This window comes from Candidatus Nanosynbacter sp. HMT-352, assembly GCF_022819385.1.
Classification (GTDB): domain Bacteria; phylum Patescibacteriota; class Saccharimonadia; order Saccharimonadales; family Saccharimonadaceae; genus Nanosynbacter.
In genome coordinates this window covers 47,591-60,796 of sequence record NZ_CP089290.1, presented here as the reverse complement: position 1 = coordinate 60,796, position 13,206 = coordinate 47,591, and the positions used below count along the sequence as shown (strand labels likewise).

The following is a 13,206-nucleotide window of genomic DNA, read 5'->3' as shown; positions in this document are numbered from 1 at the left end:
CCAGTAAAAGACAGAATGGTGAAATTTGATATAGTTATCATAACAAATTAGCACTCTCAGTGCAAGAGTGCTAATAAAATAAATAGTCATTTTGTGATATGTTAAATGTATGAATATTCTTGTCACTGGTGGCGCTGGATATATCGGCAGTCACACTATCATCGAACTATTATCATCAAATCATAACGTAGTGGTGGTCGATAATTTATCAAATTCATCCGCCGAGAGTCTGAGGCGAGTTGAAGAAATCACTGGCCAATCAATACCGTTTTATGAATTCGATTTATGTGATCATCAGCGACTATCAGAATTATTTAAGACTGAAAAAATTGATGCTGTGATTCACTTTGCTGGGTTGAAGGCGGTTGGCGAATCGGTTGAAAAGGCGCTTCTTTACTATAAAAATAACCTTGAAAGCACGTTGGTTTTGCTTGATGTGATGCAAGAATTTGACGTGAAGAAATTGGTGTTTTCTAGTTCGGCAACAGTTTACGGCGACCCAGCTCGATTACCAATTACCGAAGATATGCCGTTGTCCGCCACGAATCCATACGGTCAGACGAAGCTGATGATTGAGCAAATGCTTCGCGATATTTCTGCGACAAATCAAAATTGGCAATTTACATCTCTCCGCTATTTTAATCCAGTTGGCGCGCATCCGAGCGGTCGCATCGGGGAAGATCCTTCGGGAATTCCAAATAATCTTCTGCCGTTTGTGTCGCAAGTTGCTGTTGGTAAGCGAGAGTATTTGAGCGTTTTTGGTGACGATTATGATACTCCAGATGGAACTGGCGTACGTGATTACATCCACGTAGTTGATTTAGCGAAGGCTCATGTGGCGGCTCTGGAGAATTTGGGTCGACCGAACGAATATAAAGTCTATAATATCGGTACTGGTCGTGGTACTTCGGTTTTGGAATTAGTGAAGGCGTTTGAGAAGGCGTCTGGTCGCGATGTCCCATATCAAGTTACGCCACGTCGAGCAGGTGACATTGCAGCGTGTTATGCAGACCCAGGATTGGCAGAAAAAGAATTAGGCTGGCGAGCAGAATTGACAATTGAAGATGCTTGCCGCGACGCTTGGAATTGGCAAAGTAATAATCCAAACGGCTACAATGGCTAATTGCCAGATTTGGTGAAAATCTTATTTTCGTAATAAGCGGAACGTTTGGAAAGTTCTGAATTTAAGTTTTCAATTCCGCCGTATTGTTCGACCAAGGTTTTCTTTCCAGAAAATAAGTTTGTGCCCAGACCTAATCGGTCGCCGTCAATTTTAACGCCCAACGCTGCCAAAGTTGACGGATACATATCGAATGTCGTGAATTGACGACTCTTTGAGTGACTAGTTGAAATGGCTGGATTTATAAACGTGTTGTAAATGGTTCGCTGATAATTAGTTCCGCCAATTTTTTCGTCGTAGTATGAAGTTTGCATTCCTAAATGGTCGCCAGAAATGATAATTGTGGTGTTTTCATAAAATGGCTGAGATTTAACCCAATTGACGAATGCAGCGACTTGTTTTGAGGAGCAAGCGTGGACATTGTCGTATTGATTACTGAAGGTTTTGGCGCAGGTTTCGTCCAAATAACCATCGGTAAAATGCGTGTCGGCGGTCAATAATTGCAAGTTGAATGGCTTGTCTGACGCCGCCAAGCGTGAGGCTTCTTCGCGGGCAAATTGAAATAATTTTTTATCTTCATAACCCCACCAAACTTTGTAATCTTCGGAGATTTTTCCGTGTTTTTTGGCGTAATTGTAATCTTCGATATTGAAGTTACCGTGTTGAGTTAATAATTTATCGCGTCCGCCAAAACTCGCCTCAGATCCCATAACAAATGTTTGATTATAACCTTGTTTTTCTAAAATCTCACCAAGACTATAAGCGCCTGGCAAGAATTTTTTAAACTCGCCCAGGGCGTTATGATCGCGCCCACCAACCAAGTTCTCTTTCAGTGGTACGCCGGCAGATTGCGCGGCCATTCCCGCCACAGTCCAACCAGTGTTTGTTGCGGGTAAAGCGCCGCCGACACCGGATGCTTTGTTTGAGAATGAGGTATTTTTTAACGCCAATTCTTCCAGTTCTGGAATGATGGAGGTTTCGGAGCTGCCGCCATTAGCCTTTGACGCCAAAGTGTTTTCCATTGACTCTAAATAGATGTATATTAAGTTGCGTTTTTTCTCTGGAAAAGTTAATTTGGCGGTTTTTGGATTGACGTAATTTTCTTCGTATAATTTGGTCGATTGGGTCAGGGCGTAAATATAATTAGGGATGCCGAAACTTTGAATTAGAAGGACGATCGCAATTAAAAACATACTTAGCGAGTAAATTGCTTGATTTCGTAATCTCAAAAACGGCAGGGTGAGTTTTCGTGATGATTTGATTTTTTTCAAGCAGAAGGCGATTATGCGATTGATAAAAGAGATCGATTTGTCGAACATTGGGATTAATAAGGCGCCGAATAATAGGAAAACTAGCGGAAGATTTTGCAGGACGGCCGACCATAAATTGTCAGATTTGCCACCAGCTAATCCGTTAACAAAATAAAAAATTATCTCGTCGATTTGCGAATTTTTAAAGACGATATATTTATATCGTGCCGCAATTAAGCAAAATGCCGCCAAAAAAAGCAGGATGATTGATATTGATTTAATCCAGAAACGTTTGGTAAATTTAATTTTTCTCACCATTCTATTATATCACTTACGTTTTTTGCGGATGAAGGGGTATAATAAAAGTATGAGCAAGAATAAGACGCGCACATTCGGAATTAGTTGGTGGATTGGGCTGGTTTTATTTGCGGGGATGATTTGTTTGATGTTGGGCGATATTTTACATCGAGATGGTGTAATTGGCTCAAAAACTGATGTTTTAGTGATGGGTACGAATGCTGGATTTAAGCCGTTTGAATATATTGATAATAATCAAGTAGTTGGCTTTGACGTTGATCTGGCGAGGGAAATTGCTAAAAGCTTGGGCAAAGATTTGAAGGTCGAAGATATGTCGTTTGACGGGCTACTTCCGGCGTTGGATAGTGGACAAATTGATATGGTGGCGGCTGGAATGACAGTGACGCCTGAGCGAGAAAAAAATGCGTTGTTTTCAGATCCGTATTATTCGGCGTCGCAGAGAATAATTGTCAAAAAAGGCAGTTCGATTCGTAATAAATATCAATTGCCAGGGCGAAAAATTGGCGTACAGCTGGGTACGACTGGCGATACTTTGGCGTCTAAAATTGCTGGAGCATCAGTCACACAATTCCAAACCGCGCCGAGCGTTTTGCAGGAATTAAGTTCGGGAAAAATTGAAGCAGTTATTCTGGACGACGCTCCCGCAAAACAGTACTCGGCTGGATTTTCTGACTTAGAAATCTTGCCGGGCGCGCTCAGCGATGAAAGTTATGCGATTGCTATTAAAAAGGACAATAAAGACCTCTTGGAAAAGGTTAATAAAGAAATTGCTAAGATGAAAAAAGACGGTCGCTATGAAAAGCTGATCCGCAAATATTTTGGTGAGGAGGCTAAATCGTGAATTTTTGGGAAGTGATTTTTGGCGGCGGCCGATGGCTATTTTTATGGCATGGATTAGAAGTGACGCTGGTTTTGACTGTGTTGTCGCTGATTTTAGGATCGGCAATTGGTGTACTTGTCGCCCTGATGCGCACGTCGAATTTACGACCATTTGGCAGGATGAAAACAAGCAGACTCGCGAACTTTAATCCGCTGGCTAGTCTGGGAAAAATTTATGTCGATATCATTCGCGGCACGCCACTTTTGGTTCAGCTATTGATTATGTATTACGTCGTTTTTGGGTCGTATCAATTTATGCCGAAGATTTTTGTGGCGGCGGTGGCGTTCGGGATAAATAGCGGCGCGTACATCGCCGAGATTATTCGTGGCGGAATTCAGAGTATTGACAAGGGACAAATGGAAGCAGCCAGGTCTTTGGGTCTGAGTAATTGGCAAGCAATGCGGCTAGTTATTTTGCCGCAAGCAATGAGAAATTCATTGCCAGCGTTGATTAGTGAATTTATCGCGCTATTAAAGGAAACTTCGGTTGTTGGTTGGATTGGTTTGAATGATATTATGCGAGGCGCGGACAATATTCGTTTTCAAACGGCGACAGCTTTTCAATCGCTATTTGCCGCTGCAGCGATGTACTTAATTTTGACGGCGATTTTTACGCGAGTAATGGCGCGAGTAGAAAGGAAATTGAAGCATGACGATGATCAGCGTTAAAAACTTGAAAAAAACGTTTGGCACAAATCGAGTTCTTCGCGATATTGACGTAGAAATTGAAGAGGGTGAGATTGTTGTTGTGGTTGGTTCTAGTGGTTCTGGCAAGTCGACATTCTTGCGTTGTCTGAACTTGCTGGAGGAGCCGACTTCAGGCGAGATTATTGTCGATGGAGTGAAAATTACTGATCCACACGTAAACTTGAACGCGTTGCGTCAGAATATTGGCATGGTTTTTCAGCAATTTAATCTGTTTCCAAATTTGAGCGTGATTGAAAATATTAAATTAGCTCCGAAAAAACTGCGTAAATTTTCAGATCAAAAAGCGACAAAATTGGCGCGAAGTTTATTGGACGATGTTGGGCTATTAGACAAAGCGGACGCTTCGCCGAATAGTTTGTCTGGCGGTCAAAAACAGCGAGTAGCAATTGCGCGGGCGCTAGCGATGGAGCCGAAAATCATGCTTTTTGACGAGCCTACTTCAGCGCTAGACCCAGAGATGATTGGCGAAGTTTTGGACGTGATTAGGAAAGTTGCCAAAAAGGGAATGACGATGGTAATCGTTACGCACGAGATGAAATTCGCCCGTGAAGTCGGGACTAGGATGATTTTCTTAGACAAGGGCGAAATAATCGAAAATGGGACGCCTGAACAAGTTATGGATCACCCGAAAACCGAGCGTGCCAAGAAATTCTTCGCCAAATAGCCCGAGTGACCTCGCTATAATTCGCTTAGAACTGGAACTTCTGTCAATTTATTAACCAGCTGGTCCAGATTAACCTCTGTCAGATAACTCGGTAAAATTCGCGTGGTTTTCGGATCAACAAAGCCGCATTCTGTTACTTCCTCGACGCCGTGCGATGTTTGCTCTAGGTTGATGTGCTGGTAATCTTGCCAGTTGGTGATGAGGAAGAAAAATTCCAATTGCTCGTTCGAGCCATGCGCTGATTGTTCGCCCGATTCGGCGAATTGTTGTATAAATAACAACTTACCAATTTCTGGTTTGACGCCAGTTTCTTCAATCATTTCTCGACGCAAGCCATCCAGCAAGCTTTCGCCCATTTCCAAGCCACCGCCCGGCGTACACCAAAAATCACGACCTTTGCCGGTGTTTGCGGTTAATTTTTGGCAGAAAATTTCGCCGTTTTCATTGATAATAATTCCGCGTACGTTTACTCTTCGTCGCATAAAACCTCCTTTGATTGCTAATAGCCAGAGGTCCAATTAGTCTGAACGTACGCCCAATAATTTCATGGTCGGGGTGACTGGATTTGAACCAGCGACCTCACCGTCCCGAACGGTGCGCGCTACCGAGCTGCGCCACACCCCGACGCTAAAAACAGTATAAAACTAACAGATATTTTTGTCCAATTGTAATTATTAAAATGAAATCAACTAGTTCTAAAATGATATAATATAAGGTGGACTTAGATCGTAAAGGACTATAAATGAAACATATTTTACGAATTTTTAGAGACTATTGGTTGCTGTTTATCATCTTGATTGGATTCACGTATGGCGTTGTGATGGCGAATTTGTGGCTGCCGGATAAAATGTCGGAAATTGTCAATAACGGCATTATTAAACAAGATATGTCGGCGATTTGGAATAATGGCTTGATGATGATTTTGGTGACGGCGGCTGGTGGGTTTTGTTCAATTGTCGTGGTTTTTTTGGCGGCGCGAATTGCTACGGGAATGGCGCAAAAATTGCGATTGAAATTGTTTGAACGAATAGAAAGTTTTTCTTTAGCGGACTTTAATAAGTTTTCTACGGCGTCGCTGATTACGCGCTCAACGAATGATATTCAGCAGATTCAAACAACGTCGATAATGCTGCTGAGGCTGGCGTTAATGGCGCCGATTATGGCAATTGGCGGTCTGCAAAAAGCCATGAATAATGCGCCAGATTTAAGCTGGATCATTGCTTTGGCGGTGTTTATTTTGCTCGTAGTTATCGCTACATTATTTACGATTGCTGTGCCTAGGTTTAAGAAATTGCAGACTCTGGTGGATAAACTTAATTTGGTGGCGCGGGAAAATTTGGTTGGGCTGAAAGTTATTCGTGCGTTCCATAACGAGAAGATTGAGCAGAAAAAATTCCAAGAAGCCAATACGGAATTGAATAAGATGAATTTATTTGTGAACCGTTTGATGATGTTGCTTGATCCGATCATGACTTTAGTGATGAACTTTTCGAGTGTGGCAATTGTGTGGTTTGGTGCGCATTTGATAAGCAGCGGTAATTTGCAAATTGGTAATATGATGGCGTTTTTGGAATACGCGATGCAGGTGATAATCTCGTTCTTACTGCTGTCAATGGTGTTTATTATGGTGCCGCGAGCTGCCGTATCGGTACGTCGAGTCGGAGAAGTTTTAGACACTTTGCCGTCAATTACTGACCCGAAGTCGCCGAAAAAATTGCCAAAAGATGCCAAGGGAAAAATTGAGTTTAAGGACGTTACGTTTACTTATCCTGACGCGGATTTACCGGTGCTTTCGGATATTAATTTTGTAGCCGAACCTGGTCAGACAACGGCGTTTATTGGCAGTACTGGTTCGGGAAAATCGACGCTGATAAATTTGATTCCTCGTTTCTATGATGTTTCGGCGGGGCAGATTTTGCTTGATGGCGTTGATATTAGAAATCTGAAATTGGAAGATTTGTCTGGTCAAATTGGTTATGTGCCGCAAAAAGGCGTGCTGTTTAGCGGAACGGTTGCCAGCAATATCAAATACGGTAACGCTGAGGCTAGTGATAAGTTGGTTGAAAAAGCGGCCAAAATTGCCCAAGCGGAAGAATTTATTAGCGAGTTAAAAAATGGTTATAAAAGTGAAATCGCTCAGGGCGGCAGCAATGTTTCTGGCGGTCAACGTCAGCGTTTGTCGATCGCGAGGGCTATTGCGGTTGAACCGAATGTTTACATTTTTGACGATTCGTTTTCGGCGCTTGATTTTAAGACGGACGCGAAGTTACGGGCTGTGCTTGCGAAGGAAACTAAGAATAAAACTGTGTTAATTGTCGGTCAGCGAATTAATACGATTATGAATGCAGATAAAATTATTGTGCTTAATGAGGGAAAAATTGTCGGTCAGGGAACGCATCAGGAATTGATGAAAGATTGTGAAGTTTATCAAGAAATTGCCGCTTCGCAACTCTCGGAAGATGATTTACAGAAAATGTCTATTGCTGCGAAAGGAGTGTTGTAATGTCTAGGCAAACCACGAAAAAACGTCAGCAAGTACGAATGGGCGGCCCGATGGGCGGAATGGGCACTGGCGAAAAGGCTAAAGATTTCAAGGGAACGGTCAAGAAGCTGATCAAATATTTGTCGGATTTTCGATGGCAAATGTTGATGGTGTTGGTTTTTGCAATTGGGAGCACGATTTTTGCGATTGCCAGCCCGAAGATTTTAGGCGGCGCGACGAATCAAATTGTTGATGATTACGCCAATATGAAAGCCTACGAGGCGATTACTAGTAAATTGCCAAAGGGCGTTTCTTTGTCGGCGGGAACTACTGGCGCGGACGTTTTGAACCGATTACCGAATAAGTCGGAGATTGAAAAACAGATTCTGTCAAGTCAACTTGAGTCGATTAAAAAGCTAGATCTTAGTCGGCGTCCAGAATTTCATTTTGACGCTATTTGGCGAATAATTATTTTGCTAGTTGGAATGTATGTGTTGAGTGCAATTTTTCGCTATATTCAAACGTGGATAATGACTCAGGTGACGCAAACCGTAACTTTCAGAATGCGACAACAATTGTCCGAAAAAATAAATCGCTTGCCGTTGAGTTATTTCGATAAGCAAACTTACGGCGAAGTTCTTAGTCGCATAACTAATGACGTCGATACGATTAGCCAAACACTAAATCAGAGTCTGTCGCAAATTTTAACTTCAACGGTTACGGTGCTGGGAATTTTGGTGATGATGCTTTCGATTAGTTGGCAGATGTCGCTAGTTGCGCTACTGGTGCTTCCGTTGGCGGGTGGCGTGATTACGCTGATTGCAAAGAGCTCGCAAAAACAATTCTTACGCCAACAAACGCAGCTTGGCGAACTTAATGGACACATTGAAGAAATGTATGGCGGACATCAAGTGATGCGCGTCTTTAATGGTCAGAAAAAATCGATTGCTAAGTTTTCTAAGATCAATAATCGGCTTCAGGATAGTGCTTGGAAGGCTCAATTCTTTTCTGGATTGATTCATCCGATTATGAATTTCATTGGCAATATTGGCTACGTTGCTATGACAATTTTGGGCGGTTGGCTGGCGGTTAATGGTCGGCTAAAAATCGGCGATATTCAGGCGTTTATTCAGTATGTCGATCAGTTTAATCAGCCGCTGGTTCAGGTTGCTAATATCGCTAATATTTTGCAATCGACAGCTGCTGCCGCCGAGCGAGTGTTTGAGTTTTTGGACGAGCCAGAAGAAGCGGTTGAATCAAACAACTTGGTAAAATTATCCAACGTAAAAGGCGAAGTTGAATTCGACAACGTCGTCTTTGGGTATAAGCCAGACCAAACTATCATCAAAGGTTTGTCGGCGCACATTAAGCCAGGTCAGCGCGTAGCGATTGTTGGTCCGACTGGCGCTGGAAAAACGACGCTGGTTAACTTGCTAATGCGATTTTATGAGATTAATAGCGGTTCGATTAAAATTGACAGCGTGGATATTCGTAAGATGAAACGTAGCGATGTGCGTCAAATGTTTGGTATGGTGCTGCAGGATACGTGGCTGTTTAATGGCACGATTCGTCAGAATTTGATGTATGGCAATCCAAAAGCTACCGAGGAAGAAATGATAAAAACCGCCGAGGAAGCGCATGTTGATCATTTTGTGAGGTCGCTGCCGGGTGGATATGATATGGTTCTTGGTGAGGAGGCTGCTAACATTTCCCAGGGAGAAAAGCAGTTGCTGACAATTGCCAGGGCGATGCTAGAAAAAGCGCCAATGCTGATTCTGGATGAAGCGACAAGCTCGGTCGACACGCGCACCGAAGTCCTTATTCAAAAAGCCATGGAGAAGTTGATGCAGGGAAAAACTAGTTTTGTTATCGCGCACCGTTTGAGCACTATTCGTGACGCTGATTTGATTTTGGTGGTTAAGGACGGGAATATTATCGAGCAGGGCAATCACGAAACTCTGCTGAAACAAAATGGATTTTACGCCGAGCTTTACAATAGTCAGTTTGCTGAGTAATTGACTGCTACTTTTTATATAGTGATATTTTTGTAGCTTTTGGTGTGTGCAAATCGAAATCAATATCAGTTTTCTGGACAATTTCATAATAAGGCGGAACTGATGGGTTTTTCGGAAGTTCAATTATTTTTCCGTCGTTAAATAGTTGTCCTTGTCGGTAGACATTGTGTATAAACGGCACATTTGGCTTTACTTTTCTTAAGCGATATAGCGCTGATTTATGTTGCGTTTCGTTATTTTTAACGACTTCAGGTTGCGTGTGCCATTGCCCCATAATACATAACGTTAATAGGGAATCGTCAATTTTAAGGATATTTTTAGCTAGTTGTTCTTCTCGTTCCTGCGGGCTTGGTGATATGACGGCATCCTTATCTAAATTGTCAAAAAATGTATCAATAAAAACGAGCTCTTTAAGTTGATTTTGCCGTAGAAGAATTGCTATCGTTTTTATCATCTCAAGAGATAGAACGCTTAAGTCAAAAAGGTCTTCATCAACTAAGGAAAAATCGCAAGATCCGGTCTTTACTGAATTGATGAAGTTGGACGCTGCGGGGCTGGCTTCAATAGCTAATCTCTTTATGCCAAGTTTTATAACTAGAGTGTAGATAATATTGGCATTTTCTTTTATGCCGTGAATTTCACCATGAACAATTAGGTTTGACTTTTGTAAGGCAGGTAGCAGGAGATCGAGGTGTTTTATGTCCAGCTGTTTCGGTAAAAATGTTTTGATAATATCGTGATTATTCATAGGTGCTAATTGATAGTTTACTTCATAAAACTGTAAATATATAGGGCTGAGTCGTTAATAAATTTGTTGATATTTGGCGAAGTATTTATAATTAAGTCATGAATATCGCAGACCAACTCCTTGCTAAATACCCAATTATTTCTGACCAAGTCGATATAAAAGAGCTTGGCGCGCTTTTAAGGGAGTTGGAGAATACTTTACGCCGTGGCGCCACTGGAAACATCGTGGAGCTTGGCTGTTATGTTGGCACAACTAGTTTGTTTATTCGCCGACTGCTGGACGCTTATAATTTTACGGGCGAATTTCACGTTTACGATTCGTTTGCGGGATTGCCAGAAAAAACCCAGAAGGATAATAGCGCCGCGGGTGATCAGTTTAAGGCTGGCGAGTTATTAGCGCCGCGTAAGACATTTGTCCAGAATTTTAAGAAAGCGGGGCTGAAGTCGCCGATTATTCATAAAGGTTGGTTTTCCGATTTTACTTCTGATGATGTGCCGGAAAATATTATGTTTGCGTTTTTTGATGGTGATTTTTATGAGTCAATTGTCGATTCTTTTCGGGCTTGTGGAAGTAAATTTAATGAAGACGCGATAATTATTGTCGATGATTACGCAAATGAAGCTCTACCGGGCGCTGCAAAAGCCACTGATGAATGGCTAAGAGTTAACCGACAATTCGCAGTCAGAACCGAGGCCAGTCTGGCAATCATCTCCTCTTGCCCAAAAACATAAACGTGTTACAATTAAAACATCACTAATATAAACAGGGGAGGGTTGTGATGGATGAACCAATTCACATCACGTCTGAAATAGGAAAACTTAAGACCGTTCTATTGCATCGGCCAGGTGAAGAGCTGGAGAATTTGACGCCAGACTATCTGACTGATCTTTTATTTGACGATATTCCATATCTGAAAGTGGCGCAGGCTGAACACGATGCTTTTGCGGAAGTATTGAGAAGTCGTGGAATCGAAGTTTTGTATCTGGATCAATTGGTCGCCGAGGCAATTAACACAGATCAATTGCGCGAACAATTTGTCGATGAAATGTTGGCTGCTTCTAAGCAGGATTCACGCCGCGTTACTCAAACATTGCGTCAATTCTTGTTGGACTTGCCAACTCACGCTATGATTCGCAAGATTATGGCTGGTGTTCGCAAGGATGAAATTACTTTGCCTCCAGATCAGCATCAGCAACTTCATAATATGATCGAGAAAAATCATTATCCGTTCTATCTCGATCCAATGCCAAATCTATACTTTACACGCGACCCAGCTGCCGCAATTGGTAACGGTTTGACAATCAACAAGATGCACTGGACGGCTCGTCGTCGTGAATCGCTATTTATGCGCTACATCATCGACCACCATCCACGTTTTGCTAATCGTGCGCCAGTTTGGTATAACCGCACAGAGAAATTCTCAATGGAAGGCGGCGACGAATTGATATTAAGCGATAAGGTTATGGCAATTGGTGTTTCAGAGCGAACAACTGCTGAGGCAATTGAAAAGATGGCGACCAAATTGTTTGCTGGCTCGAAATTCGAGAAAGTCATCGCTATGGAAATTCCAAAATCTCACGCCTTTATGCACCTTGATACAGTGTTTACAATGATTGATCGTGATAAGTTTACGATTCACCCAGAAATTCGCGACCATGGCGGCAGGATGAATTGTTTCATTTTGGAGAAGGTTGAAGGTCAGCCATTTCCACGAATTACACACGAAACAGATTTGGAGCACGTTTTGAGAGTTGCACTGGGCTTGCCAAGTGTTACGTTGATTGAGTGTGGCGGTGGCGATCCAATTGCTGCTGCTCGTGAGCAATGGAATGACGGTTCAAACACTTTGGCAATTGCGCCGGGTGTTGTGGTGACTTATGACCGCAACTACGTAACTAACCAGAAATTGCGCGAAAACGGTATCGAAGTTATTGAAATTAGTGGTGCTGAGCTTGGACGCGGTCGTGGCGGTCCACGCTGTATGAGTATGCCGCTAGTACGAGAGGATGTATTCTAATGGCTCAGAGTTTGAAAGGACGATCGCTACTGACTTTGAGCGATTATACCGCTGAAGAGATTCGCTTGTTGCTAGATACGGCTCGTGAATATCGCCGATTGAAATATGCTGGTATTCCGCACCGAATCCATGAAGGTAAAAACGTGGCTTTGTTGTTCGAAAAGACTTCAACGCGAACACGCTGCGCATTTACGGTGGCGGCTAATGACCTTGGAATTGCGCCAGAATATCTCGGTAAAGATGATATTCAATTGGGTAAGAAAGAGACAGTTGAAGATACCGCTAAGGTCTTGGGTCGAATGTTTGATGGAATTGAATTCCGCGGCTTTGACCACGCGACTGTTGAGGAATTAGCACGTCACGCTGGCGTTCCAGTATGGAATGGATTGACCGATAAGTTTCATCCAACACAGATTTTGGCTGACTTCATGACAATTGAAGAGTATGTCGGAAAATTGAAGGGAACTAAGTTGGTATTTGTTGGCGATGGTCGCAATAATATGGCAAACTCGTTGATGATTGGTTCAGCTATTATGGGACTTGATTTTCGCATTTTGGCGCCTCGTGAATTGCATCCAGATCAGGCTTTGGTCGATAAGGCAAATCATTTTGCCAGGTCAAGCCACGCACGCATTACTATCACTGATAATTTCGAAGAAGCTTTGCGCGGTGCTGATGTAATTTACACGGACGTTTGGGTTTCAATGGGCGAAGAAGACAAGTTTGCTGAACGCATTAACCAATTGCGACATTTCCAAGTTAATCGCCAGATGATTAATCTGACAGGAAATCCTGAGGTCAAGTTTATGCACTGCTTGCCGGCATTCCACGACGCATTAACGATTACTGGAAAGAAAATCCAGGAAGATTTCGGTTTAGATTCAATGGAAGTGACGGATGAGGTGTTCCGCTCGCCACATTCGATAGTTTTTGATCAAGCGGAAAATCGTATGCATACAATCAAAGCTGTGATGGCTTTGACATTGTAGTTGTTGTCGTAATGAG

Annotated in this window: 12 protein-coding genes and 1 tRNA gene; 9 read left to right on the top strand and 4 right to left on the bottom strand. The window is 42.6% G+C overall.

Annotation, left to right across the window (positions count from 1 at the left end; all coding sequences use genetic code 11):
• Window positions 1-109: 109 nt before the first annotated feature.
• Window positions 110-1,123: a UDP-glucose 4-epimerase GalE gene (gene galE, locus LRM44_RS00350; protein WP_243803986.1), complete on the top strand. Its 1,014-nt coding sequence runs from the start codon at window positions 110-112 to the stop codon at window positions 1,121-1,123.
• Here the strand turns inward: galE and LRM44_RS00345 are convergent.
• Window positions 1,120-2,685, bottom strand: a complete 1,566-nt coding sequence (locus LRM44_RS00345) for an LTA synthase family protein (protein WP_243803984.1) — start codon at window positions 2,683-2,685, stop codon at window positions 1,120-1,122. The genes galE and LRM44_RS00345 overlap by 4 nt on opposite strands.
• A 52-nt stretch (window positions 2,686-2,737) precedes the next feature.
• Between LRM44_RS00345 and LRM44_RS00340 the strand changes: the two genes are divergently transcribed.
• The 3 genes from LRM44_RS00340 to LRM44_RS00330 are packed head-to-tail and all read left to right on the top strand — an operon-like array spanning window position 2,738 to window position 4,939.
• On the top strand, window positions 2,738-3,529 hold the full coding sequence (locus LRM44_RS00340) for a basic amino acid ABC transporter substrate-binding protein (RefSeq protein ID WP_243803982.1): 792 nt from the start codon (window positions 2,738-2,740) through the stop codon (window positions 3,527-3,529).
• A complete protein-coding gene (locus tag LRM44_RS00335) occupies window positions 3,526-4,236 on the top strand; it encodes an amino acid ABC transporter permease (RefSeq protein ID WP_232272879.1) in 711 nt (236 codons plus the stop codon). The genes LRM44_RS00340 and LRM44_RS00335 overlap by 4 nt, the downstream gene beginning before the upstream one ends.
• Window positions 4,223-4,939 carry an amino acid ABC transporter ATP-binding protein gene (locus LRM44_RS00330; RefSeq protein ID WP_232273264.1) on the top strand — a complete coding sequence of 239 codons (717 nt, stop codon included), beginning with the start codon at window positions 4,223-4,225 and terminating at the stop codon, window positions 4,937-4,939. The genes LRM44_RS00335 and LRM44_RS00330 overlap by 14 nt, the downstream gene beginning before the upstream one ends.
• Window positions 4,940-4,953: 14 nt before the next feature.
• Here the strand turns inward: LRM44_RS00330 and LRM44_RS00325 are convergent, their stop codons facing one another.
• Both LRM44_RS00325 and LRM44_RS00320 read right to left on the bottom strand, forming a co-directional pair.
• The gene (locus LRM44_RS00325; protein ID WP_243803979.1) at window positions 4,954-5,421 is read right to left on the bottom strand and encodes an NUDIX domain-containing protein; all 468 of its coding nucleotides are present in this window, start codon (window positions 5,419-5,421) and stop codon (window positions 4,954-4,956) included.
• 65 nt (window positions 5,422-5,486) lie between these two features.
• Window positions 5,487-5,563: transfer RNA gene (locus tag LRM44_RS00320), tRNA-Pro, on the bottom strand.
• 118 nt (window positions 5,564-5,681) lie between these two features.
• On the opposite strand from LRM44_RS00320, the gene LRM44_RS00315 reads away from it, so the two are divergent.
• Both LRM44_RS00315 and LRM44_RS00310 read left to right on the top strand, forming a co-directional pair.
• Window positions 5,682-7,442 (top strand): ABC transporter ATP-binding protein, encoded by a 1,761-nt coding sequence (locus tag LRM44_RS00315; protein ID WP_243803977.1) that lies wholly within the window; start codon window positions 5,682-5,684, stop codon window positions 7,440-7,442.
• Window positions 7,442-9,436, top strand: coding sequence for an ABC transporter ATP-binding protein (locus tag LRM44_RS00310; protein WP_243803974.1), 1,995 nt, complete (start codon window positions 7,442-7,444; stop codon window positions 9,434-9,436). The genes LRM44_RS00315 and LRM44_RS00310 overlap by 1 nt, the downstream gene beginning before the upstream one ends.
• A gap of 7 nt (window positions 9,437-9,443) precedes the next feature.
• On the opposite strand, the gene LRM44_RS00305 is transcribed toward LRM44_RS00310, so the two are convergent.
• Window positions 9,444-10,184 carry a hypothetical protein gene (locus tag LRM44_RS00305; protein ID WP_243803972.1) on the bottom strand — a complete coding sequence of 247 codons (741 nt, stop codon included), beginning with the start codon at window positions 10,182-10,184 and terminating at the stop codon, window positions 9,444-9,446.
• Window positions 10,185-10,282: 98 nt separating this feature from the next.
• Between LRM44_RS00305 and LRM44_RS00300 the strand changes: the two genes are divergently transcribed.
• From LRM44_RS00300 to argF, 3 genes are read left to right on the top strand one after another with little or no spacing between them, the layout of a single operon-like run.
• Window positions 10,283-10,915 carry a TylF/MycF/NovP-related O-methyltransferase gene (locus LRM44_RS00300; protein ID WP_243803970.1) on the top strand — a complete coding sequence of 211 codons (633 nt, stop codon included), beginning with the start codon at window positions 10,283-10,285 and terminating at the stop codon, window positions 10,913-10,915.
• A gap of 47 nt (window positions 10,916-10,962) precedes the next feature.
• Window positions 10,963-12,201 (top strand): arginine deiminase, encoded by a 1,239-nt coding sequence (arcA, locus tag LRM44_RS00295; protein WP_243803968.1) that lies wholly within the window; start codon window positions 10,963-10,965, stop codon window positions 12,199-12,201.
• Complete coding sequence (gene argF, locus LRM44_RS00290) at window positions 12,201-13,190, top strand: ornithine carbamoyltransferase (RefSeq protein ID WP_243803966.1); 990 nt, start codon at window positions 12,201-12,203, stop codon at window positions 13,188-13,190. Before arcA ends, argF begins: the two co-directional genes overlap by 1 nt.
• Window positions 13,191-13,206: the final 16 nt, after the last annotated feature.

Coding starts and splice junctions, on each gene's coding strand:
- galE (WP_243803986.1), top strand. CDS start 110: ATGAATATTCTTGTCACTGGTGGCGCTGGATATATCGGCAGTCACACT.
- LRM44_RS00340 (WP_243803982.1), top strand. CDS start 2,738: ATGAGCAAGAATAAGACGCGCACATTCGGAATTAGTTGGTGGATTGGG.
- LRM44_RS00330 (WP_232273264.1), top strand. CDS start 4,223: ATGATCAGCGTTAAAAACTTGAAAAAAACGTTTGGCACAAATCGAGTT.
- LRM44_RS00325 (WP_243803979.1), bottom strand. CDS start 5,421: ATGCGACGAAGAGTAAACGTACGCGGAATTATTATCAATGAAAACGGC.
- LRM44_RS00315 (WP_243803977.1), top strand. CDS start 5,682: ATGAAACATATTTTACGAATTTTTAGAGACTATTGGTTGCTGTTTATC.
- LRM44_RS00310 (WP_243803974.1), top strand. CDS start 7,442: ATGTCTAGGCAAACCACGAAAAAACGTCAGCAAGTACGAATGGGCGGC.
- LRM44_RS00305 (WP_243803972.1), bottom strand. CDS start 10,184: ATGAATAATCACGATATTATCAAAACATTTTTACCGAAACAGCTGGAC.
- LRM44_RS00300 (WP_243803970.1), top strand. CDS start 10,283: ATGAATATCGCAGACCAACTCCTTGCTAAATACCCAATTATTTCTGAC.
- arcA (WP_243803968.1), top strand. CDS start 10,963: ATGGATGAACCAATTCACATCACGTCTGAAATAGGAAAACTTAAGACC.
- argF (WP_243803966.1), top strand. CDS start 12,201: ATGGCTCAGAGTTTGAAAGGACGATCGCTACTGACTTTGAGCGATTAT.